The 22,631-nt window shown below is 58.2% G+C and carries 22 protein-coding genes and 1 tRNA gene; 11 read left to right on the top strand and 12 right to left on the bottom strand.

Annotated elements, in window-relative coordinates:
- The first annotated feature begins 162 nt into the window (after nucleotides 1-162).
- Both tcuC and ACWKXN_RS08185 read left to right on the top strand, forming a co-directional pair.
- On the top strand, nucleotides 163-1,476 hold the full coding sequence (tcuC, locus tag ACWKXN_RS08190; RefSeq protein WP_029741700.1) for an MFS transporter: 1,314 nt from the start codon (nucleotides 163-165) through the stop codon (nucleotides 1,474-1,476).
- On the top strand, nucleotides 1,473-2,261 hold the full coding sequence (locus ACWKXN_RS08185) for a substrate-binding domain-containing protein (RefSeq protein ID WP_454543619.1): 789 nt from the start codon (nucleotides 1,473-1,475) through the stop codon (nucleotides 2,259-2,261). Before tcuC ends, ACWKXN_RS08185 begins: the two co-directional genes overlap by 4 nt.
- Here ACWKXN_RS08185 and ACWKXN_RS08180 read toward each other — a convergent pair.
- From ACWKXN_RS08180 to ACWKXN_RS08170, 3 genes are all read right to left on the bottom strand, one after another.
- A complete protein-coding gene (locus ACWKXN_RS08180; RefSeq protein WP_454543618.1) occupies nucleotides 2,236-3,135 on the bottom strand; it encodes a LysR family transcriptional regulator in 900 nt (299 codons plus the stop codon). The two genes, ACWKXN_RS08185 and ACWKXN_RS08180, sit on opposite strands and share 26 nt — an antisense overlap.
- A gap of 92 nt (nucleotides 3,136-3,227) precedes the next feature.
- Entirely contained in the window at nucleotides 3,228-4,757 is a 1,530-nt protein-coding gene (locus ACWKXN_RS08175; protein ID WP_192831597.1) for a cryptochrome/photolyase family protein, read from the bottom strand.
- On the bottom strand, nucleotides 4,754-4,900 hold the full coding sequence (locus tag ACWKXN_RS08170; RefSeq protein ID WP_071891562.1) for a DUF2256 domain-containing protein: 147 nt from the start codon (nucleotides 4,898-4,900) through the stop codon (nucleotides 4,754-4,756). The genes ACWKXN_RS08175 and ACWKXN_RS08170 overlap by 4 nt, the downstream gene beginning before the upstream one ends.
- 215 nt (nucleotides 4,901-5,115) lie before the next feature.
- Here ACWKXN_RS08170 and mtfA point away from each other — a divergent pair, with 215 nt between their 5' ends.
- Nucleotides 5,116-5,913: a DgsA anti-repressor MtfA gene (gene mtfA / locus ACWKXN_RS08165; RefSeq protein WP_058841444.1), complete on the top strand. Its 798-nt coding sequence runs from the start codon at nucleotides 5,116-5,118 to the stop codon at nucleotides 5,911-5,913.
- On the opposite strand, the gene ACWKXN_RS08160 is transcribed toward mtfA, so the two are convergent.
- Nucleotides 5,910-7,121: an MFS transporter gene (locus ACWKXN_RS08160; protein ID WP_454543617.1), complete on the bottom strand. Its 1,212-nt coding sequence runs from the start codon at nucleotides 7,119-7,121 to the stop codon at nucleotides 5,910-5,912. The two genes, mtfA and ACWKXN_RS08160, sit on opposite strands and share 4 nt — an antisense overlap.
- A gap of 138 nt (nucleotides 7,122-7,259) precedes the next feature.
- Here ACWKXN_RS08160 and ACWKXN_RS08155 point away from each other — a divergent pair, with 138 nt between their 5' ends.
- From ACWKXN_RS08155 to ACWKXN_RS08130, 6 genes are all read left to right on the top strand, one after another.
- The gene (locus tag ACWKXN_RS08155) at nucleotides 7,260-9,002 is read left to right on the top strand and encodes an IucA/IucC family protein (protein WP_454543616.1); all 1,743 of its coding nucleotides are present in this window, start codon (nucleotides 7,260-7,262) and stop codon (nucleotides 9,000-9,002) included.
- Nucleotides 9,002-9,949, top strand: a complete 948-nt coding sequence (locus ACWKXN_RS08150) for a GNAT family N-acetyltransferase (RefSeq protein ID WP_454543615.1) — start codon at nucleotides 9,002-9,004, stop codon at nucleotides 9,947-9,949. The genes ACWKXN_RS08155 and ACWKXN_RS08150 overlap by 1 nt, the downstream gene beginning before the upstream one ends.
- The gene (gene iucC / locus ACWKXN_RS08145; RefSeq protein ID WP_454543614.1) at nucleotides 9,946-11,688 is read left to right on the top strand and encodes an aerobactin synthase IucC; all 1,743 of its coding nucleotides are present in this window, start codon (nucleotides 9,946-9,948) and stop codon (nucleotides 11,686-11,688) included. The genes ACWKXN_RS08150 and iucC overlap by 4 nt, the downstream gene beginning before the upstream one ends.
- Entirely contained in the window at nucleotides 11,685-13,010 is a 1,326-nt protein-coding gene (locus ACWKXN_RS08140; protein WP_454543613.1) for a lysine N(6)-hydroxylase/L-ornithine N(5)-oxygenase family protein, read from the top strand. Before iucC ends, ACWKXN_RS08140 begins: the two co-directional genes overlap by 4 nt.
- 26 nt (nucleotides 13,011-13,036) lie before the next feature.
- Complete coding sequence (locus ACWKXN_RS08135; protein WP_454543612.1) at nucleotides 13,037-15,226, top strand: TonB-dependent siderophore receptor; 2,190 nt, start codon at nucleotides 13,037-13,039, stop codon at nucleotides 15,224-15,226.
- A gap of 164 nt (nucleotides 15,227-15,390) precedes the next feature.
- Nucleotides 15,391-15,466 (top strand) — tRNA-Asn (locus tag ACWKXN_RS08130).
- A 54-nt stretch (nucleotides 15,467-15,520) separates the two neighbouring features.
- Here the strand turns inward: ACWKXN_RS08130 and ACWKXN_RS08125 are convergent.
- From ACWKXN_RS08125 to ACWKXN_RS08115, 3 genes are all read right to left on the bottom strand, one after another.
- Nucleotides 15,521-15,853 carry a type II toxin-antitoxin system PemK/MazF family toxin gene (locus ACWKXN_RS08125; RefSeq protein ID WP_032658722.1) on the bottom strand — a complete coding sequence of 111 codons (333 nt, stop codon included), beginning with the start codon at nucleotides 15,851-15,853 and terminating at the stop codon, nucleotides 15,521-15,523.
- The gene (locus ACWKXN_RS08120; RefSeq protein WP_454543611.1) at nucleotides 15,854-16,111 is read right to left on the bottom strand and encodes an AbrB/MazE/SpoVT family DNA-binding domain-containing protein; all 258 of its coding nucleotides are present in this window, start codon (nucleotides 16,109-16,111) and stop codon (nucleotides 15,854-15,856) included. It abuts the gene before it with no gap.
- A 291-nt stretch (nucleotides 16,112-16,402) separates the two neighbouring features.
- A complete protein-coding gene (locus ACWKXN_RS08115) occupies nucleotides 16,403-16,792 on the bottom strand; it encodes a RidA family protein (protein WP_126787516.1) in 390 nt (129 codons plus the stop codon).
- Between the two features lie 141 nt (nucleotides 16,793-16,933).
- Between ACWKXN_RS08115 and ACWKXN_RS08110 the strand changes: the two genes are divergently transcribed.
- Nucleotides 16,934-17,854 carry a LysR substrate-binding domain-containing protein gene (locus ACWKXN_RS08110; protein ID WP_454543610.1) on the top strand — a complete coding sequence of 307 codons (921 nt, stop codon included), beginning with the start codon at nucleotides 16,934-16,936 and terminating at the stop codon, nucleotides 17,852-17,854.
- A gap of 75 nt (nucleotides 17,855-17,929) precedes the next feature.
- On the opposite strand, the gene ACWKXN_RS08105 is transcribed toward ACWKXN_RS08110, so the two are convergent.
- The 3 genes from ACWKXN_RS08105 to ACWKXN_RS08095 all read right to left on the bottom strand — a co-directional run bounded on the left by ACWKXN_RS08105 (nucleotide 17,930) and on the right by ACWKXN_RS08095 (nucleotide 19,661).
- A complete protein-coding gene (locus tag ACWKXN_RS08105; protein ID WP_029741460.1) occupies nucleotides 17,930-18,232 on the bottom strand; it encodes a helix-turn-helix domain-containing protein in 303 nt (100 codons plus the stop codon).
- A 4-nt stretch (nucleotides 18,233-18,236) separates the two neighbouring features.
- Nucleotides 18,237-18,590, bottom strand: coding sequence for a type II toxin-antitoxin system RelE/ParE family toxin (locus ACWKXN_RS08100; RefSeq protein ID WP_454543609.1), 354 nt, complete (start codon nucleotides 18,588-18,590; stop codon nucleotides 18,237-18,239).
- A gap of 177 nt (nucleotides 18,591-18,767) precedes the next feature.
- Entirely contained in the window at nucleotides 18,768-19,661 is an 894-nt protein-coding gene (locus ACWKXN_RS08095) for a LysR substrate-binding domain-containing protein (protein ID WP_112778177.1), read from the bottom strand.
- A 173-nt stretch (nucleotides 19,662-19,834) separates the two neighbouring features.
- Between ACWKXN_RS08095 and ACWKXN_RS08090 the strand changes: the two genes are divergently transcribed.
- The gene (locus ACWKXN_RS08090; RefSeq protein ID WP_454543658.1) at nucleotides 19,835-20,440 is read left to right on the top strand and encodes a glutathione S-transferase family protein; all 606 of its coding nucleotides are present in this window, start codon (nucleotides 19,835-19,837) and stop codon (nucleotides 20,438-20,440) included.
- Between the two features lie 43 nt (nucleotides 20,441-20,483).
- Here ACWKXN_RS08090 and cbl read toward each other — a convergent pair whose 3' ends face one another.
- Both cbl and nac read right to left on the bottom strand, forming a co-directional pair.
- Nucleotides 20,484-21,434: an HTH-type transcriptional regulator Cbl gene (gene cbl, locus ACWKXN_RS08085; RefSeq protein ID WP_023336219.1), complete on the bottom strand. Its 951-nt coding sequence runs from the start codon at nucleotides 21,432-21,434 to the stop codon at nucleotides 20,484-20,486.
- Between the two features lie 96 nt (nucleotides 21,435-21,530).
- A complete protein-coding gene (gene nac, locus ACWKXN_RS08080; RefSeq protein ID WP_033145933.1) occupies nucleotides 21,531-22,448 on the bottom strand; it encodes a nitrogen assimilation transcriptional regulator NAC in 918 nt (305 codons plus the stop codon).
- Between the last annotated feature and the right edge of the window lie 183 nt (nucleotides 22,449-22,631).

The raw sequence follows: 22,631 nt of genomic DNA, 5'->3' as shown, positions 1-22,631 counted from the left end.
AATTGTTAAGTTATTGTTGTCATTAATTGTATTGATCCCGCGAAGGCTATTCATGCAAAACATGCATCAGCCGATGCGGCATTTGCGCTTATCTATTTCCTCATCCTGATCCAGTTTTCAAAAACAGACGCGTAAAACGTCAACAATAAACTGGAGATAACCATGTTTTCCTCAACCTCACCTGCAACCGTACGCTCGAAAGCGGGCGCCATACTCCGCGTGACGTCCGGCAACTTTCTTGAGCAGTTCGATTTCTTTCTGTTCGGCTTCTATGCCACCTACATCGCCCACACGTTCTTCCCGGCGAGCAGTGAATTTGCGTCGCTGATGATGACCTTCGCCGTCTTCGGCGCGGGCTTTTTGATGCGTCCAATAGGCGCCATCGTGCTTGGCGCATATATCGACAAGGTAGGTCGCAGAAAGGGGCTAATCGTCACGCTTTCCATCATGGCGGCGGGGACGTTCCTGATCGTGCTTATCCCCTCTTATCAAAGCATCGGTCTGTGGGCGCCGCTGCTGGTGCTGACGGGCCGTCTGCTGCAGGGCTTTTCCGCCGGAGCGGAGCTTGGAGGCGTCTCGGTTTATCTGGCTGAAATCGCCACGCCGGGCCGCAAAGGGTTTTACACCAGCTGGCAGTCCGGCAGCCAGCAGGTCGCCATTATGGTCGCCGCGGCGATGGGCTTTGCCCTGAATGCCCTGATGGAGGAGAGCGCCATTCGCGAATGGGGCTGGCGCATCCCGTTCCTGTTCGGCTGCTTAATCGTGCCGTTTATCTTTTTCCTGCGCCGCAAGCTGGAGGAGACGGAAGAGTTCAGCGCGCGCCGCCAGCATCTGGAGATGCGTCAGGTCTTTAAAACGCTGCTAGGCAACTGGCAGGTGGTGGTCGCAGGCATGCTGATGGTGGCGATGACCACCACCGCGTTCTACCTGATCACCGTCTACGCCCCCACCTTTGGCAAAAAGGTGCTGATGCTCAGCGCCTCGGACAGCCTGCTGGTCACGCTGCTGGTGGCGATTTCTAACTTCATCTGGCTGCCGGTGGGCGGCGCGCTGTCGGATCGCTTCGGGCGCAAGCCGGTGCTGATTGCCATGGCCCTGCTGGCGCTGGCGACCAGCTACCCCGCCCTGACGCTGCTGGCGAGCGCGCCCAGCTTCTCCATGATGCTGAGCGTGCTGCTGTGGCTCTCCTTCCTTTACGGCCTGTACAACGGCGCGATGATCCCGGCCCTGACGGAGATTATGCCTGCTGAAGTGCGCGTGGCGGGGTTCTCTCTGGCTTACAGCCTGGCAACGGCGGTCTTTGGCGGCTTTACCCCGGTCATGTCCACCGCGCTGATTGAATACACCGGTGACAAAGCCTCGCCTGGCTACTGGATGAGTTTCGCTGCCGTGTGCGCCCTGCTGGCCACGCTCTACCTCTACCGCCGCCGCGCGGTATCGCTGCAAAACACCGTCAAGTCACAGGGGGCAGTATGAAACGTACCTATCGCTTTACGGCCAGCGCGCTGGTGCTGACGCTCCTGAGCGTTAATGCCTGTGCCCAGGACGTGAAGGTCATGATTTCAGGCGGCTTCAAGGCCGCCCTGGAAAAGCTGGCCCCGGACTATGAACGCCGGACCGGGGATAAAATTGTGATCATCCCCGGCCCCTCAATGGGCGCTACGCCGCAGGCGATCCCAAACCGACTGGCGCGCGGCGAGAAAGCCGACGTGGTGATTATGGTGGGCGATGCGCTGGAGAAGCTCGAAAAAGCCGGCCAGACCCAGTCGGGTTCGCGAACGGAACTCGCGGACTCCCCCGTTGGCATGGTGGTGAAAAAAGGTGCGGATGTCCCTGATATCAGCAGCGAGGCGGCTTTGCGTAAAACGCTGCTGCGGGCCAGCTCCATCGCCTACTCTGACAGCGCCAGCGGCAGGTACGTCAGCCAGACGTTGTTCAAAAAAATGGGGATCGAAAAAGAAGTGGCGGGTAAAGCGACAATGGTCGAGCGTATCCCGGTCGCCTCAGAAGTGGCGAAAGGAAAATACGCCGTCGGTTTCCAGCAGGTCAGCGAGCTTCTGCCGGTTCAGGGCGTCACCTTTATCGGGAAAATCCCGGATAATCTACAATACATCACGCGCTTCGCGGGTGCGGTCACCCGTCATGCAGAACATCCCGCAGAGGGGAAAGCGCTGCTGACCTATCTCGCCTCACCGCCCTCCAGGGACGTCATCCAGAAGACGGGGATGATCCCCGTTACGTCCGGCGATACTGCTCGGTGATCTGCTTTTCCAGTTCAGCCGCAATGTAGGACTGGATGCGCCCCCGGCGCCGGATAAGCCCCACGGTGCGTTTCACTTCCGGCGCCACCAGCGGCAGATGCGTCAGCAGCGTGTGCTCTGACGTCGGCATCGACATGGCGGGAACGGCAGCAATGCCGATCCCCGCCTCTACCATACCGAGCATCGTGGTAACGTGGCGCGTTTCGCAGACGCTGGGGCGTTCGGGAACGATATCCCCCAGCATCCGATCGAGCAGGTTACGGTTACCTGACGTTTTATCGAGGGAGATATAATCCTGCTGGTAAAAGGCCTGCCACGTCAGGTGACTCTTCTGCGCCAGGGGGTGATCCTTTCGGCACGCCGCAACATAGACATCCTCCACCAGCGGGAAAAATTCGATGTCAGACGGCAGGTTTCCTGCGAAGCAGATACCAAAATCAGCCTGGCTTCGGGCCACGGCGTCAATCACATTCCCCGCGCTGCTGTCGATGAGCTTAATGCGAACCCGCGGATAGCGAGACTGAAAACGACGGATCACATCGGGCATAAAGTAACAGGCCGCGGACGGCACCGAGGCAACCGTGATCAGCCCCGTCCGCTCTTCACTGACCTTATCGACATCCGCCAGCATTGACTCAACGTTGTCGAGCAGCTGCGCGGAGCGTTCAGCAAAGTTTTGCCCGTATAACGTTAAGGACACGCGGCGGGTGGTACGGTCAAACAGCCGGTTTCCCAGCGCGGCTTCCAGCTTTTCAATCCTGCGGCTCAGCGCCGACTGGGATAAGCAGATAGATTCAGCAGCGACACGGAAGTTACCGTATTCCACTAACGCTCTGAAAGCATAAAGATCGTTAAGGTCAAAATTCACGGGCATAGCGTCTGGATGTCCTGTCAGGGAATACGCAACAAAGTCAAAAATAATAGCGTCTTATTAACCCACCGCAACCGGCGCGGTGGTGAAATACGTCAGAGCTCGTTGAGATGCAGGCGAATATACCCGGCGCGATCGGCAATGGCCTGCCGCTCCTCTTCCTTCATGTCTGCAAGCTGTTTAAAGACGATGCCCAGGCGGGGATTGTTACCCAGACGCGCCTGGTTGCGCGCAAAGAAATCCCAGTAAAGTGCATTGAAGGGGCACGCCAGCTCTCCGGTACGCTGGCTGTGTTGATACCGGCACCCCTGACAGTAGTTACTCATCTTATGAATATACGACGCGCTTGAGACGTAGGGTTTACTGGCCAGCAACCCGCCATCGCCAAACTGGCTCATTCCGAGGGTATTGGGCAGCTCCACCCATTCAAAGGCATCAATATAGACCCCCAGATACCATTCATGAACCGCCTGCGGCGACAGGCCGCTGAGCAGGCTAAAGTTCCCGATGACCATCAGGCGCTGGATATGGTGGGCGTAAGCCTCGGTGAGGGACTGCCCAATCGCATGCGCCAGGCAGCGCATCTGCGTCCTGCCGGTCCAGAACCAGTCCGGCAGCGGGGCGTGCTGGTCTAAGGCATTCAGCTCCCGATAGCCCGGCATCTGAGACCAGTAGATCCCACGCACGTACTCCCGCCAGCCGAGAATTTGTCGGATAAACCCTTCGACGGCTGGCAGCGGCGCATGGCCCAAACGCCATGCCTGCTGGGCGGCAGCCACCACTTCCCGCGGATTAAGCATTTTGGTGTTCAGCGCGAACGAAATTAACGAGTGGAACAGAAAAGGCTCCTCAGCGTGCATCGCGTCCTGCCAGGCGCCGAACTGCGGGAGCACGTGAGCGATAAATTCATCCAGCCTGGCTTTGGCTTCCGAACGGTTGAGCGGCCAGCTAAAATTCCCGGCCTGCGGTTCACCGAAGGTGTTTACGCCGCAGCGCTGGATCTCCGCCCATAAGGCTGAATAATCGTGGCTGGGACGCGAGTCGTCCGGCGCGGGCGGCTCGCCGGACCAGCGCTTGCGATTTTCAGCATCATAATTCCATTTTCCCCCTTCCGGCTCGCCTTCTGAGGTTAACAGTACGCCGTGCTGACGACGCATTTCCCGGTAAAAGTACTCCATTCGCCAGCTTTTGCGCGTCGCAAAGAACGCGCTCACCTGTTCACGGGTGGTGAAGAAATGCTCGCTGCTGACGCAGGCCGTTTCGACGGACGCCGCTTTCGCCCACGCCTGCAGCTGCGTGTCCAGGCGCCATTCGTCGGGCTCCTGCCATATCACCCTGTCGGCGCCGTAATGCGCGACAAGCGCGTTGAGATTGTCTTCCAGCGCGCCGCGGTTTGAGTCGTCAGAGAGCCGGACATACCTCACCCGATGCCCCTTCTCCTTTAACGCAGAGGCAAACGCGCGCATGGCCGCAAAAATGGCGATCACTTTCTGAGCGTGGTGAAGCACGTACGCGGTTTCGGCCCGCAGCTCCAGCATCACGTAAATGATATTTGGATTACAGGCATCAAACCAGCTGTGGTGCGGATTAAGCTGATCGCCCAAGATCAGGCGCAGTTCGGTCAACGGTGGCTCCTTCGACAGCGCTCGGAACAGTATTTGACCTCATCCCAGCATTTCGCCCATTTCTTGCGCCACGTCATGGGCCGCTGGCAGTGCGCACACGCCCGGCTGGGCAGGTCCTGCTTGTTACCTTTGAAATCGCTCATCTTTTCAATACCGTACTGATTTCTTCACCAGACCGGTGGATGCAGGCTACGACAGACTTCACAAAATGAAGGTGATGCCCGTAAACCGCTACCCACCGCTACGTACGAATGATAGTTTATTCAGGCTGGAATTGTCGCAGTGAGCGATTTTCTGGCATCTTAACCAAACCTGACTTTCCCATTTTTGTTCAAGTGACGAGTTTGCGAGCAAAGCGATGATAAAGTGGCCCTGGAAAACGAATGAAGCTGGCCGGGATATGGCGCTGCCATGGGATGACGCGCTGACGATCCCTGTTCTGGCTAATCTTAAGCCGGATGAACAAGCGAAACTGGTTCAGCTGGCGGATCGTTTTTTACAGCAAAAACGCCTGGTTCCACTGCAGGGTTTCGAACTCGATCCCCTGAAAAACGCGCGCATCGCCCTGCTTTTCTGTCTGCCGGTGCTGGAATTGGGTATCGAGTGGCTGGACGGTTTCCACGAAGTGCTGATCTATCCGGCCCCCTTTATCGTCGATGACGAGTGGGAAGATGACATTGGGCTGGTGCACAACCAGCGCGTGGTGCAGTCCGGACAAAGCTGGCAGCAGGGGCCGATTATCCTCAACTGGCTCGACATTCAGGACTCGTTCGATGCGTCCGGTTTTAATCTGGTTATCCATGAAGTGGCGCATAAGCTGGATACCCGCAACGGCGATCGCGCCAGCGGAGTACCGCTGATCCCGCTTCGCGAGGTGGCGGGCTGGGAGCACGATCTGCACGCGGCGATGGATAACATTCAGGATGAAATAGACCTGGTGGGCGAAAGCGCGGCCAGCATTGACGCCTATGCGGCAACCGACCCGGCCGAGTGCTTTGCGGTGCTCTCGGAGTATTTCTTCAGCGCGCCCGAGCTTTTCGCGCCCCGCTTCCCGGCGCTGTGGCAGCGTTTCTGTCAGTTTTATCAGCAGGATCCGCTCCAGCGTCTGCGGCAAAATGAGGAGTCTGCCGGCCATTCCTCCCGCCAGATCCATTAAGGCTTTTCGGAAGGGGTCCGCTCGGTTGACCGTACCCCTATGCTCAACGCTAAAAACAGCACTGCCATTCCCCATGCGGCCACCGTCAAAGACTGCTCGCCGTAAAAGCGCGTCACCACAGGCACCAGCAGCGCGCTGACGCCGTAGCCTAACGTGTGGCTGGTGGCGATGACGCCCGCCCCTTTCCCGGTGGTCAGCCTGTCGTTCAGCAGAAGCTGGTAGCCCGGCGTGGCCATCGCCGCCCCGAGTGAAGTGATAACAATCCCCACGTAGAACAGCGTTAAACCGGCGACGGTCATCAGCCCAAGCCCTGCAACCATTAACACCGCCGCGATGCAGAGCAACGTCACCGGAGTGAAATGCTGCGGGCGGACCACCAGAAACTGCGCCGCGAGCGTGGCCAGCGCGGCCAGGCTCAGCAGAAGCGCAACATGATGGCTGGTCTCCCGGGCGTTGCCCTCCAGCAGAGGGCTAAGATGCGGTGACAGGCCAAGCTGCATCAGGCTGACCAGCGCCGCCAGCAGCAGCGCCAGCAGCAGGAACGGCAGCATCGAGGCCTGCAGGCGGGTCGCCTGGTGCGCCACCGGCGGCAGCGGCGGGTCTGCGGCTTCGCGAAGAATCAGCAGCAGGGCGATTAACGGCGCGATCGCCATCAGCCAGAGCGGCGCCACCGGGCTGAGGCTGAGCATTAGCGCCGCCAGCGGCGGGCCGAGCAAACGTCCGCAGCTGAGGCCGGAGCTTATCGTCGCCAGCGCCGCCATTCTCTTCTCCAGCCCCGCACGCTGAATAGCCCACGTCTGGGCCGCAGGCACCAGCCCCGAGACCGTCAGTCCGTAAAGCAGACGTGAAAGAATCAGTCCCGCCAGTCCCCAGACGGTATCCAGCCTTCCGGCCGCCATCGCCCAGACCACCAGCGCCATGACGGCGAAACTGGCCAGATAGCCGCTCAGCGAGGCCACCATCACGGCCTTACATCCCCGCCGCTCGCTCTGGCGTCCCCACCAGGGCGAGGCCGGTAAAAAGAGCATGGATCCGAACATCAGCAGACCGGCCCAGACCGAGAGCGACAGCCCGGTCAGGGTCACCAGCTGCGGGAGCATCACCAGCAGGCCGTTTTGCCCGATACCTAATAAACCCGCACATAGCGCCAGGGGCCAGTTGGCTTTTGAGATGACCTTTTCGGTCAATGTTTCTGAGTCAGTGCGCATGAGAATGTGAACATAGTGTCAATAAATGTGTGGAAATCATGAAGTTTATGAAAACAAATATTGCAAAAATGGTTGCGGCTGTAAACAGAATGAATATCATAACGAGAATTATTATCAATCATGGAATGAGGTACATCTATGCGTGCTCTGCCCCGCTCTGCCGGTACAGACGTTGCAGCCCAGTGTTTTTTGAACGCCCTGTTGCGCGAAACGAAGGACTGGCGCTATCTCCCCGCTACCGCTGCGGATGCGTTACCGAACATTCATATCCCGCTGTCCCAAACCCAGGCGCTTCGGGTTCCGGTACGCTATTTCTCTCCCACCCAGCATCATCAGTACCGTTTCCCGGCCACGCTTCTTCAGAGCAACAGTGATGACGGTGACGCCGTCACATTTGATCAACTTGTTGATTTAATTCTTGAAAAACCGTCAGTAAAAGGCTCGCTGGATGCCGATACGCTGGCTCGTTTTAAGCAGCGCGTTCTCGAAAGCCATGCCCACACCTGGCAGGCGATCGATCTCCGCCACGGCTGGGTAAACCTGCGCGATAAGCCGCTGACGTTTGCTGAAGCGGAACAGGCGCTGCTGGTCGGCCACGCGTTTCACCCGGCGCCGAAGTCGCACGAGCCGTTCAACGAAACAGAGGCGCGTCGCTATCTTCCTGATTTCGCCTCCCGCTTCCCGCTGCGCTGGTTTGCCGTTGAGAGCGCGCTCGTTGCCGGCGACAGCCTGAACGTCTCCCTGCGCGAGCGCCTGCTGCGCTTCGCGGCCCAGAGCGCGCCTGAGCTGCTCGGCCACTTCACCGACACCCGCTGGCTGCTGCCGATGCATCCGTGGCAGGCCGACTATCTGCTGGAGCAGGACTGGTGCCAGCGTCTGGCGGAAAACGGTGCATTGCAGGACCTGGGCGAAGCGGGCGCGCAGTGGCTGCCTACCAGCTCGTCCCGCTCGCTGTACAGCGAAACCAACAGCGACATGATTAAGTTCTCCCTCAGCGTGCGCCTGACCAACTCCGTGCGCACGCTGTCGGTCAAAGAAGTTAAGCGCGGAATGCGCCTGGCGCGTCTGGCGAAAACGGAACGCTGGCAAGAATTACAGGCCCGCTACCCGACCATGCGCGTGATGCAGGAGGACGGCTGGGCGGGGCTGCGTGACGAAAGCGGCGTTATTCAGGAAGAGAGCCTGATGGCCCTGCGCGTCAATCTGCTGTTCGATACGCCAGACACCCAGACCAACGTGCTGGTGAGCCTGACCCAGGCCGCGCCGGACGGCGGCGACAGCCTGCTGGCCTCCGCGGTGCGCCGTCTGAGCCAGCGTCTGGATTTACCCCTCGCCCAGGCCGCCCGCTGCTGGCTGGACGCCTATTGCGACCGCGTGTTGCTCCCGCTGTTCAGCGCCGAGGCGGACTACGGTCTGGTCCTGCTGGCGCACCAGCAAAATATCCTCGTTGAGATGCAGCAGGATTTCCCCGTCGGGCTGATTTACCGCGACTGCCAGGGCAGCGCGTGGACCGAAGGGGCCGACGCGTGGCTGAATTCAGCGGGCGAAACGGAGGTGGAAAACCGCTTCGGTGAGAGCCAGCTGCTGCGCTACTTCCCTTATTACCTGCTGCTGAACTCTACCCTTGCCGTCACCGCCGCCCTCGCCGCCGCCGGTTTTGACAGCGAGGAGAACCTGATGTCCCGCGTGCGCGACGCGCTGGCCGAACTGCGCCGCACGGCGAAGCAGACCCGCTGCCTCGACTACGTCCTCGACAGCCCGACCTGGAACTGCAAAGGCAACTTCTTCTGCTACCTGCACGATCGCAATGAAAACACCATCGTCGATCCGGCGGTGATCTATTTCGACTTTAGCAACCCGTTTTACAAGGAGAAGGCGTAATGTCCATCGCGAATATCGTCCATTCCGGCTACGGCTTTCGCTGCACCGCAACGGATCGCGCGCTGCCGCTGACGTTGGGTCTCGACGGCAGCGCGGTGCTGGAGCGTCTGAATGGGATCCCGGACGGCTGGCTGGTCGAAGCACTCGATCAGCTGTTTGTTGCCGCGCCCGCGCTGACCGGCGTTACCCTGCCCTGGGCAACCTGGCAGGATGAACCCCAGGCGCAGGCGCTGTTTAGCCTGGCCCACGGGGACTATCTGGCACGCGAAACCTTCTGGCAGCTGCCGCTGTGGCTGAAAGGCGAACGGCCGCAGGCCAGCGGCGGGATGCAGTTTGATGAGAGCCGTCAGCTGTACTTCCCGCTGCGTCCTCACCGCCCGCAGGGCGAAGTGTACCGTCGTTACGATCCGCAAATTAAGCGCACCCTCAGCTTCCGCGTGGCCGACGTGGCGCTGGACGGCGAGCGCTTTACGCGCTGGATGAACAACCCGCGCGTGAACGCCTTCTGGGAGATGGCTGGCCCGCAGGCCGAGCAGGAAAACTACCTGCGCCGTCAGCTTGACTCGACCTACTGCTACCCGGTTATCGGCTGCTTCGATGACCAGCCGTTCGGCTATTTTGAGCTCTACTGGGCGCCAGAAGACCGCATTGGCCGCCACTACCGCTGGCAGCCGTTTGACCGCGGGCTGCACATGCTGGTGGGCGAAGAGAACTGGCGCGGCGCGCAGTACATCCGCAGCTGGCTGCGCGGCCTGAGCCACTATCTGTATCTCGATGGACCCCACACCGCGCGAATTGTCGCCGAGCCGCGCTTCGACAACCAGCGCCTGTTCCGCCATCTGGCCTCCGCCGGTTTCGAGACGGTGAAAGAGTTCGACTTCCCGCACAAGCGCTCGCGCCTCATCATGAGCCAGCGCCACCGCTTCTTCAGCGAGGTGGAACTGTGAACGCGCTCTGGCAGAAAGTGAACCGCGAGATGGTGGCGAAGATCCTCGCCGAGCTGGAGTACGAACGCACCCTGCGCGCAGAGCCGGTTTCGTCGAACGGCTGGCGCATCACCATGGGCAACGAGTCCTGGCAGTTTCGCGCCACGCGCGGGATCTGGGGCTGGCTGCATATCGACCCGGATACCCTGACTACAGCCAGCGGCGATGCAGTGGAAGCGGAACGCGCGCTGCTGCAGCTGGCGAAAGTGCTGGAGATGAGCGACGCGCAAACGGCAGAGCATATGGAAGATCTCTACGCCACGCTGCGCGGCGACATGCAGCTGCTGCAGGCGCGTGAAGCGCTGGACGCGGACGCGCTGATCCACCTCGACCCGGACGAATTACAGTGTCTGATGAGCGGTCACCCGAAGTTTATTTTCAACAAAGGTCGCCGCGGCTGGGGCCTGGACGCGCTGCGTCAGTACGCGCCTGAGTATCGCGGACGTTTTCGCCTGCACTGGGTCGCCGTTCAGCGGGAGCATCTGGTCTGGAGCAGCGACGCCGATTGCGATATCAGCGCCCTGCTGGCCAGCGCCATGGACAACGCCGAGCTCGCCCGCTTCAACGCCCGCTGGCAGGCGCTGGGTCTCAACGACGGCTGGCTGCCGGTGCCGCTGCACCCGTGGCAGTGGCAGCAGAAGATCGCCGTTCATTTCCTGGCGCAGCTGGCGCGCGGTGAGATGGTTGAGCTGGGCGAGTTTGGCGACGAGTATCTGGCGCAGCAGTCCCTGCGCACGCTCACTAACGCCAGCCGTCGCGCGCCGTATGACATCAAGCTTCCGCTGACCATCTACAACACCTCCTGCTATCGCGGCATCCCGGGCAAATACATTGCCGCCGGGCCGCTGGCTTCGCGCTGGCTGCAGCAGCAGTTCGCTACCGACGCCACGCTGATCCGCTCCGGTGCTCAGGTGCTTGGCGAACCCGCCGCCGGATATCTGTCGCATCCGGGCTATGCCGCGTTGCCGAAAGCGCCCTACCGCTATCAGGAGATGCTGGGGGTGATCTGGCGCGAGAATCCGTCCTGTTATGTAGAAGACGGTGAACAGGCGGTGCTGATGGCAGCGCTGATGGAAACCGATAACGCCGGGCGCCCGCTGATCGACGCGTGGATTAAACGCTCGGGGCTAAGCGCCGACGCGTGGCTTGAAAAGCTGTTCGAGGCAACGGTGATCCCGTTCTATCACCTGCTCTGCCGCTACGGCGTGGCGCTGATCGCCCACGGCCAGAACGTGACGCTGGTGATGAAGGATTACGTCCCGCAGCGCATCCTGCTGAAAGATTTCCAGGGCGATATGCGCCTGGTGGATGAGGATTTCCCGCAGACCCAGAGCCTGCCGGAGCAGGTGAAGGCCGTCACGGCGCGCCTGAGCGCGGATTACATTATTCACGACCTGCAAACCGGTAATTTTGTGACGGTGCTGCGCTTTATCTCGCGCCTCACGCTGCAATGCGGCGTGAGCGAAACGCGTTTCTACCAGCTTCTGGCCGGGGTTTTACGGGGTTATATGGCGGCGCACCCGGATCTGGCAGAACGCTTCGCCAAATTCGATCTCTTCAAGCCGCAGATTATTCGCGTGATCCTCAACCCGGTCAAACTGACCTTCTCCGAACACGACGGCGGCAGCCGCATGCTGCCGAACTATGTCACCGACCTTGATAACCCTCTTTTTCTCGCCTCCCGGGAGTCAGCGCAATGAAAACCTATGATTTCATCGGCATTGGTATTGGCCCGTTTAACCTCAGCATCGCCGCTCTGGCCGAAGGGCTGGACGGCTTTAGCTCGCTGTTCCTTGAGCGTAAACCGCACTTCTCCTGGCACCCGGGAATGATGGTGCCGGACTGCCACATGCAGACCAGCTTCCTGAAGGATCTGGTCAGCGCCGTGGAGCCAACCAACCGCCACAGCTTCCTGAACTACCTGGTGCAGCGCAAAAAGTTCTACCGCTTCCTGACTACCGAGCAGCGCACCGTCTCCCGCGAAGAGTTTGCGGACTACCTGTGCTGGGCGGCGGAAAACCTCACCAACCTCGCCTTCAGCCAGCAGGTGCAGCAGGTGAGCTTTGATGAGAAAAGCGGCCTGTTTGAGGTGGTGACCCAGCGCGACCGCTTCCTGGCGCGCCACGTCTGCGTGGGGATTGGCAAACAGATCAACCTGCCTGACTGCGTTACAACGCAGGACGATACCTGCTTCCACGCCAGCGAGATGATGCTGCGCACGCCGGATCTTACGGGCAAGCGCGTCACCGTCGTCGGCGGCGGCCAGAGCGGCGCCGACCTGTTCCTGAATATCTTCCGCGGCGAATGGGGCCAGCCGCTGAGCCTGAACTGGGTATCGCGCCGCAATAACTACAACGCACTGGATGAAGCCGCCTTTGCCAACGAGTATTTCACGCCGGAGTACGTGGACAGCTTCTCCACGCTGGGTGAAGAGGCCCGTCGTCAGATGCTGCACGAGCAGAAGATGACGTCCGACGGTATCACCACCGAGTCCCTGCTGGCGATTTACCGCGCCATGTACCACCGCTTCGAAGTGCTGCGTGAAAAACCCTGGGCGCATCTCCTGCCGTCCCGCTCGGTGACGTCCCTGACGCGCCAGGAAAACGGCCATCGTCTGAGCATTCAGCATCACCTCGACGGCGGCCGCGAGCAGCTGGAGAGCGACGTGGTGATTTTCGCCACCGGCTACCGCGCCGTGCAGCCCGCGTTCCTCGCGCCGCTGTCTCACCGCCTGCATCTGGATACGGACGAAGCCTTCTGCATTAACAATGATTTCACTCTCGAATGGGACGGTCCGCAGAGCAACCGCCTGTTCGCCGTGAACGCCGGGATGCACCGTCTCGGCATTGCCGAACCCCAGCTCAGCCTGATGGCCTGGCGCGCGGCGCGAATTCTCAATCGCGCGCACGCCGACGAGCCGTTTGAGCTGGCCACCACACCCGGCGTTATCCACTGGCGCAGCACCACCAGCCCGGAGAATAGCCCGGTTTTTAAATCATTAGCAAAAACCACCGAGTACTGACACACACAATCAGGATCAACATAACAATGAAACGTTCTCATCTTTGGGTTTTAAATCCTTGCTTGCTTGCAATGCTTTCTACCTCTGCGTGGGCGGAAGAACAAAAGGAAGAAAATATCGTTGTCTCCGCCAGCCGCGCGCACCGCAGCGTGGCGGAGATGGCGCAGACCACCTGGGTCATTGAGCGGGCTGAAATTGAGCAGCAGGTTCAGGGCGGGAAAGAGATTAAAGAAGTGCTGGCGCAGCTGATCCCGGGCATGGACGTCAGCAGCCAGGGCCGTACCAACTACGGCATGAACCTGCGCGGCCGCTCCATGATGGTGATGGTGGACGGCGTTCGCCTGAACTCGTCCCGCAGCGACAGCCGCCAGCTGGACTCTATCGATCCGTTCAACATTGACCGTATCGAAGTGATCTCCGGCGCCACCTCGCTCTACGGTGGCGGCAGCACCGGCGGCCTGGTGAACATCGTCACCAAAAAGGGCCAGCCGGAGACCGAAGTTGAGTTCCAGACCGGGACAAAGAGCGGGTTTAACAGCCACAACGATCGCGATGAGAACGTGTCGGCAGCCGTAAGCGGCGGCAACGACAACGCCTCCGGTCGTCTGTCGGTGTCGTATCAGCGCTACGGCGGCTGGTATGACGGCAAAGGCAACGAGGTGATTATCGATAACACCCAGACCGGCCTCCAGTATTCCGACCGTATTGATGTGATGGGCACAGGCACCATCAACATTGACGATCGTCAGCAGCTGCAGCTGACGACGCAGTACTACAAGAGCGAGTCCGACGGCAAGCATGGGCTGTATCTCGGGAAGAACTTCTCGGCGGTAACGGGCGATGCGACCGCGTACAACAAAGATAATCTCGATTCTGACCGCGTACCGGGCACCGAGCGCCATCTGATTAACCTTCAGTACTCCAATACCGATTTCTGGGGCCAGGATCTGGTCGCACAGATTTACTATCGCGACGAGAGCCTGACCTATTATCCGTTCCCGACCCTGACCAAAGGCGTGGTGAGCAGCATCGGCGCGTCCCAGCAGAAAACCGATTTTTACGGCGGCAAGCTGACGCTGAACAGCAAGCCGGTGGACGATTTAACGCTGACCTGGGGTGTGGATGCCGACCACGAAACCTTCGATGCCAACCAGCAGTTCTTCAACCTGAGCAAGGCCGCGGCGAGCGGCGGCATGGAGCTGGATAACGCCTACAACGTGGGCCGTTACCCGGGCTACAGCATCACCAACCTCGCCCCGTTCCTGCAGGCCAGCTACGACATTGACGCCATCACCCTGAGCGGCGGCGTGCGCTATCAGTACACCGAAAACAAGGTGGACGACTTTGTCGGTTATACCCAGCAGCAGGCCATCGCCACCGGGAAAGCCACCTCCGCCGACGCGGTGCCGGGCGGAAAAACCGATTACAACAACTTCCTGTTTAACGCCGGGATCCTCGGTCGCCTGACCGAACAGCAGCAGCTGTGGTTTAACTTCTCCCAGGGCTTCGAAATTCCGGACCTGGCGAAGTACTACGGCTCCGGCACCTATCAGCTCAGCAACGGTCACTATCGCCTGCTGAACAGCGTCAACGTGAACGACTCGACGCTGGACGGTATCAAGGTCAACGCTTATGAGCTGGGCTGGCGCTACACCGGCGATAACCTGCGCACGCAGGTCGCGGCGTATTACTCGCTCTCTGATAAAACCATCACCATCAACAAGACGGATATGACCATCAACCTGGAAGACGACAAGCGTCGTATCTACGGGGTGGAAGGTCAGGTGGACTATTTCTTCACCGACAGCGACTGGAGCACCGGTGCGAACTTTAACGCCATCAAGTCTGAAACGCGCGAAAACGGCAAATGGGAGAAGCTGACGGTTGACAGCGCCAGCCCGTCGAAAGCCAGCGCTTGGGTCAACTGGGCGCCGGGCGACTGGACCCTGCGCGTGCAGAGCACGCAGACCTTTGACGTGTCAGACTCCGACGGCAAGAAGATCGATGGCTATAACACGGTCGACTTCCTGGGCAGCTACGCCCTGCCGGTGGGTAAGGTCAGCTTCAGCGTGGAAAACCTGCTGGACAAAGACTACACCACCGCCTGGGGCCAGCGCGCGCCGGGGCTGTATAGCCCAACCTACGGCGCACCGGGGCTGTATACCTATAAAGGCCGCGGACGTACGTTTGGTCTGAACTACTCCGTACTGTTCTGATCCTGCGCGCCGCCTGCGGGCGGCGCATTTTGCTGTGTAATTTCAACGCGAATTTGCTATAAAATCAGCGATTTGCTGAAATTGTCGGCAAACGAACGAAAAGTTTAATTTCCCCCTTTGACAAGGTGAACGCAGGTCGATAATATTCGCCCCGTTCACACGATTCCTCTGTAGTTCAGTCGGTAGAACGGCGGACTGTTAATCCGTATGTCACTGGTTCGAGTCCAGTCAGAGGAGCCAAATTTAAAAAGCCTGCTTTTAAAGCAGGCTTTTTGCTTTTCTGCGTATCTGATGTTAATTCAGAATCGCATCCAGTCTTGCAAGCACTTCATTTACAACCGCGTCAGGTATGCGTTCCAGCCGCATGCCGTTCCGGGCAGACATATCAATGGTTCTGGGCTGGTCGCAGCGAATAACGCCCGTTGTTGTTGTCCCCGCCCCTTCCAGTGAAACGGTGAAACCTGCTGTACGTGCAAAGTTTCCGCCGCTGGTGACGGGAACCACTACCGGTAACCGGGTCAGCTTGTTAAACGATGCCTTCGATACGATAAGAACCGGACGTTTTCCACTTTGCTCGTGGCCAGCAATCGGATCCAGTGAAACAAGCCAGATTTCGCCTCTGTCCATTTACAGGATCTCCCTGCCCACCGCAGGCGCATCGATCCATTCCCGCTCCTCTTCGCTCATTTCAGCGTGCGGATCGCACTGCGCCAGCAGCTCCTCAAGCGAATAGCGAGGCCGCTTCTGGGGTTCAATAATCAGGCAGCCATTATTAATGATCATGCCGACTTCGCTGTCCGTCGACAGTTCCAGCGTTTTCAGCACGGCGGGAGGAACCGCCAGCATGATGGATCCGCCGACCTTTTTCAGACGAGTTGTATACATAGCGCACCTCCGAATATTATATTTTAATATAACATTCATGACGGGAAGTGCACAATTATTCATCAGATTCATGGTGATTTCCTTTTCGTATTTAGGTGTCCATAAAGCCTTTATCCATCGAAGGACAGTGCAGGCGGGAACGAAGCGCGGAACTAAGAAGGCTGATAATAGAAAACTGTTTTTGCGGTTCAAAGGATTATGGCGAATCGGATAAACGAAATGCGAGGCGGCTTCCGGATCGGAGCTGCGCCCGCTGTATTGTCTTTTGACCGTCGAAAAGACCCGTAACGCTTAGGGCAGCCTGGCAATCACCTTAATCTCAAACTGGAATCCGTACAGCCACGTCACGCCGATCCCGGTCAACGTAGGGTAAGGCGCTTCCCCCCAGTATTCTGGCAGGATACTCCAGATTGCATCGAGGTTTGACTCGGGATCGACGACAAAGAGGGTAACGTCAACCACGTCATCGAACGTGCAGCCCGCAGCCGTAAGAACAGCATTAAGGTTATCGAATGCCAGCCGGATCTGCGCGTTGAGATCCTCTTCAGGCGAACCATCCTCCCGGCTACCAACCTGTCCCGAAACAAACAGGAAGCCGTTAGATTTGATGGCGGGTGAATACCGGTTGCGCTCGTAGAGCGCCTGTCGACCGAAGGGAAAAACGGCTTCGCGTATTGTCATATTAGTACCTTTGTTATGGGGCGAAATCTGCCCGGTGAACATAAAGACACTTTACAGGTGTCGGATCGGGCGGATAAACAAGCGACTTTGTCCATCATTGTTTGTAATATCCAAACAATCGGTGAAAAGAGAGAACAACGGATGGATCGTTTCGATGCGATGCGCGCCTTTGCTCGCGTGGTTGAGGCAGGCAGTTTCACCAAGGCTGCCCAAACGCTTCATATGAGCAAAACCACGGTGACGCAGCTTATTCAGCAGCTGGAAGCGCGCCTGCGCGTCAAGCTGCTCCACCGCACCACCCGCAGGCTCGGTGTGACTCCTGATGGCGCGGTCTACTACGAGCGTGTCATCCGCCTGCTGGCGGACATGGAAGATGCTGAAAACAGCCTGTCCAGTGCGACGATGACGCCCCGGGGGCGACTACGGGTGGACGTGCCCACTCCTCTCGCCCGCCTGGTGCTGGTGCCCGCGCTACCGGCTTTTCACGCGCGCTACCCTGATATCCAGTTCGACATGGGCGTGAGTGACCGGGTGGTGGATCTGATCGGCGACAACGTGGATTGCGTCGTGCGCGGCGGGGAAATCAATGACCAGTCTCTGATCGCACGCCATATCGGCGATTTACAAATCGGTGTTTACGTCGCACCGAGCTATGTGGAACGCCTCGGCGCACCTGCGCATCCGCGAGAGCTGGAAAACACGGACCATCGCATAGTGGGATTCTTGTCCTCACGCACCGGTAAGGTTGATCCTCTGGTACTGCACGGTGAGAGCGAACATATTGAAATCACGGGCAGCTACGTGCTTGCAGTGGATGATGGCAATGCCTACCTCGAAGCCGGGCTCGCGGGATTAGGCGTGATTGCGCTACCCGTTTATATGGCGGCAGCACATCAGGCTTGTGGCTCCTTGATTCCGCTATTTGAAGACTGGCGTATTAACCCAATGCCCCTGTACCTGGCCTTTCCGCCGAACCGCCACGTTAACGCCAAACTGCGCGTTTTTATTGATTGGATCGTTGAATTGATGCAGCAGCATGTCCCCATTTCTACAAATAAGTAACTGCATCTATTCGTTCATCACCGCCGAGTGACGGTCATGCTGGCGGTTTTGAAGCAGGTTTTTTGCTTTTCTGCCCTACAGCACAAACTCATAGTGCGAGCCATCCGGCAGCTCCACATCAAGCCGCAGCTTTCCGCCCGCCGCCTCAACGTAGCGCTTGAGAGAAGAGAGTTTCAAATCGCGCCCGGGCTTTTCCATTACCGCAACGGTAGGTTGCCTGATACCCAACGCCTGCGCCATTTCTACCTGCGTTTTTTGTACTTTCTCGCGTAACTCAGCAAGATGAATGTTGAGCAAAATATCCGTTGCTATCGCCTGAGCGCTGGCGACAACCTCCGGCTTTTCATCCGCTATAAGCTGCTCAAGGGTTCTTCCCATCGCGCTATTCCCTCTCTTTTAATGTATCCAGCCAGTGAGTGAATTCCTGGTCAGCAACGAGAAGCATCTCATCGTAGAATCGCCTTTCATTGCCGACCTTATTGCCAGCACAAAGCATGATGCCAGTACGGTTTGGATCAAAGGCGAAAAACGCCCGCAAGGGATCGCCCTTACTCTGAATACGTAGCTCTTTCATGTTGCTGTGACGAGAGCCTTTAAGCGTATCAGCGTAGGGTCTCGATAAACCCGGCCCCTTCTCTCGCAAAACCAGCAGTGCTGCAAGTACGCTGGCGCGTTCGTTATCGTCAAGCGAAGTGAACCAGCGATCAAACCTGTCCGTCGTGTTAATTGCCCACACAAGACCTCCCATTCAATATAGATCAAAAGCTATATACGTGCAAAGCTATAGCGATGATTATGCTGAGATGGAAAAGCAGAATCTTGTGGGGTTACGGAAATACTGAATGCGTGCCGGAGTAATTCTATGTATCCCTTGTTGGATATTCATTTTGTTACGAGCAGAATCGGAAAAAGTTCAGCAGCCCAGCAACTGCCGCCAGGCCGCCACTTCCTCATCCAGCCACGCGACAAAAAGAGCCACCTCGGGCTTCGTCTCCGTTGACTGCGCTTTCACCAGCCAGTAAGGCCAGGGATACGGCGCGGTAATTGAGGTTAGCTGGACGAGCTCGCCCCGGGTGATGGCATCCTGAACCAAAGAGCGACGCTCCAGCGCGATGCCTTTCCCGAGCCGAACGGCTTCGATAATTAAATTCGAGTCGTTAATGCATAATCCGCCAGGCACGATCTCTTTCTCCAGCCCCGCATTTACGCACCACGTTTTCCACGACTCCATGGAAAAAATAATATGACTTTTTGCAATCTCAGCCGGCGTAGCGGGCAGCACACCGCCGTTATAGCCGGGTGCGGCCACCACAATAAGCTCATCGGAAAAAAGGTAATGGCTTTCGCTCCCTTCCCAGTTTCCCTTCCCCATTCGTATCGCGATATCTGTTCCTTCCTGCTGCAGGCTGGTGACCGTCAGGCTGGCCTGGATCCGAAGGGTGATAAGCGGATATTTCGCCCGAAAGCGTTCCAGACGCGGCAACAGCCAGTGGCATCCAAAAGACGGAACCATCGCCAGCGTCAGCTCCTGCTTTCTCGGCTTCACCTGTACAAGCCGGGTGGCATCCGCAATATGGTTCAACGCCTCGCGTACCTGTAAGGCATAGAGCCGCCCTTCTTCGTTAATCTGCACCCCGCGCCCCTGACGGATAAAGAGCTTTACGCCCACCATCTCCTCCAGCAGTTTGATCTGCTGGCTGATTGCGGAATGGGTAACGTGGAGCTCTTTCGCCGCCAGCGTCACGCTGCCAAGACGGGCGACGGCTTCAAAGCTTCGCAAACTGGCAATGGGTGGAAAATCCGACATGAAAGCACTTCCTTATCCGCGCTGGATGTATAACGGCAACTTGCCCACATGTCAGTAATACTAACCTTTACGGTAAGATACTGAAGATATTCGCCAGGAAGTTTGTATTGTACTGTCTGTTCATCCTCTTCAATGACGCGTTATTTCACAGAGACAGGAAAACGGCAACGATGATTAAGCTTGTTGGCATGATGGATTCACCTTATGTACGGCGCGTGGCGATTTCCCTTGAACTTTATGGCGTTGAGTTTGAAAGCCAGCCGCTGTCGGTCTTTAGCACTTTCGAAGCGTTCTCCCGAATCAACCCCGCGGTAAAAGCGCCGACGCTGATTCTGGATAACGGAATACGTTTGATAGACTCGTCATTGATATTGAATTATTTCGAGACTCAGGCCGCACCCGGGCGGAGACTTCTGCCCGTCGAGCCGGATGCGCTGGCAAACGATCTTCAGACGCTGGGCTTTATCCTCGCCGCCGCGGAGAAAGCCGTGCAAAATGTGTATGAGCACAACCAGCGCCCGGTGGAAAAGCAGCACGCTTTATGGGTCGAGCGCATTACCACCCAGCTGCTGGCGGCCTGCAGGGAATGGAATGCCTTGCTGAAGACGCGTCCGGCCTCCGCCGTTCCCGATCAGGTTGCCGTCACGAGCACGGTTGTCTGGACGTTTATTCAGTCGATGATCCCGCACATCGTTAACGCAGCGGATTTTAGAGGGATTCAGGCGGTTGCCGAATCATTTGAATCACAGGCGGTCTTTAAAAAATATCCGTTCAGCTAAGCGATGAGCCCGGTCAGCGCAGCGCTACCGGGCAAATCAGCACCTAAATCTGATAATCAATCGCCACTTCTTCCGGCTCCATCACCTGACGTTTAATCTCATCTACCGACAGCCCGGCGTTGCAGAGCTCGATAAAGCGCCACACATAGTTGCGCTGCAGCTGCCCGCGCTTCAGGCCAAGCCATACGGTGTTGGCGTCGAACAGATGACGCGTATCAAGACGCACCAGGTTCCCGTCCTCGCGTTCTCCGCTGGACTGTTCCGCCACCAGACCAATGCCCAGACCCAGCTCGACGTAGGTTTTGATCACGTCAGAATCCTGCGCGCTCAGCACCACGTCCGGCGTTAGCCCTTTGCGGTTGAAGGCCTCGTCTATGCGCGAGCGTCCGGTGATCCCCTGGCGGTAGGTGATCAGCGGCCATTTCGCAACGTCTTCCAGCGTCAGAGGGGAAACCTGATTCAGCGGATGATCGACCGGGAGTAACAGGCTGTGGTACCAGCGGAACCAGGGAAAGGCCACCAGCAGCGGGTCGTTGCTCAGGCGTTCGCTGGCAATGCCGATATCCGCCCCACCGTTTTGCAGCAGCACTTCAATTTCCTGCGGCGTGCCCTGGATGAGCTCCAGACGGACGTCGGGGAAAAGTTCGCGGAACGCTTTAATCACCGGCGGCAGGCTGTAGCGCGCCTGGGTGTGGGTGGTGGCAATGGTGAGTACGCCCGAGGCGTCATTGGTAAAGAGATCCGCCAGACGACGCACGTTGCTTGCCTCGTTGAGGATCCGCTCAGCGATGGTAAGCAAAGCCTTACCGGGCTCCGTCATGCCGAGCAGCCGCTTGCCGCGACGGATAAAGATCTCTATACCCAGCTCCTCTTCCAGCTCGCGTATGTGGCGGCTGACGCCGGACTGAGAGGTATAAAGCATATTGGCGACCTCGGTCAGGTTGTAGTCCCGCCTGGCCGCCTCACGGATAATTTTAAGTTGCTGGAAATTCACGGTTCACTCCGGCGCATCTGACATAGCTCTATTGTTAGAGTCAGCCGCGCTGCAGAACAAATAATAAAAACCAGCATCTTATGCTTTTATGGAATATCAGCTCACGAGCTGGAGTTCACGGTTCTCAAGCGACGGCTTGCTGACCAGCGACATCAAAATCTCTTTTACCGCCTGCGCCTGCGGCGTCAGCGAACCGCGTGCAGACATGTTCAGCGACAGCGGCAGGCTCATCGAAGGCGTGGTGATCCGCGCCATCCAGCCGTTTGCCGCGCTGCACAGCGAGCGGGCTGCGGATTCCGGCAGAACCGTCACCCCCATTCCGCTGGCAATGGCCGCGGTGAGCGTGGAGATTGAGTCAATTTCGCCGATGATTTTGGCCGTCAGGCGGCGCAGGGAGAACGCTTCGTCCACGCGCACGCGCACGGCGCTGTAGTCGCGCGGCAGATAAAGGTTCATCTCTGCCACGGCGGTAAGGTCTACGCTCTGGCCCGGACAGTCACGGGTGCCCACGAGGTAGAGATCTTCTTTCAGCAGCGGCTGGCTGGTGATGCCGGCGACCGGGGAGCGATCGTAAAGGACCGCCATATCCAGCTGGCCGTTGAGCAGTTTGTCATTCAGCACGGAGCCGCTGTTTTCGTGCAGGTACACCAGCACTTCTGGCAGCTCGGCGCGGACGGCCTGCAGCAGCGGCATGGTAATAGAGGACGCGGCCGTTCCCGGCGCCAGGCCGATAGACACGTGCCCGCTCAGGGTCTGTCCCACGTTATTCACCGCCAGCTGCGCCTGTTCACACTGGCGGAGGATGGTGCGCGCATGGGTATACAGGATTTTGCCTGCTTCCGTTGGCGTGACGCCGCGTTTGGTGCGGATCAACAGCTGCTGATCCATCTCGCCTTCCAGAGTAGCCACCTGCTGGCTCAGCGCAGGCTGCGCGATATGCAGCACTTCTGCCGCTTGAGTCAGGCTGCCGATATCGACGATTTTTACGAAGTATTTCAGTCGTCTTAAGTTCATTTTGCCCCCTGTTCGAAATGCTGTGCCGGAACCGGCTGTCGTTGTTGAACAGGTTTTGCAATATGAATGCCACTTTTACCAGGCGGTCCAAATTGTTCGCTAAGCGCCTGAAAATAAGGAAACCTAATCATGGAGGGGGGTTTTATTACCGAAACAGCAGTTTATGATCTGCCCCATTAGGGG

Source organism: Enterobacter sp. UPMP2060 (assembly GCF_053709655.1).
This window is presented reverse-complemented; position numbering and strand designations above follow the sequence as displayed.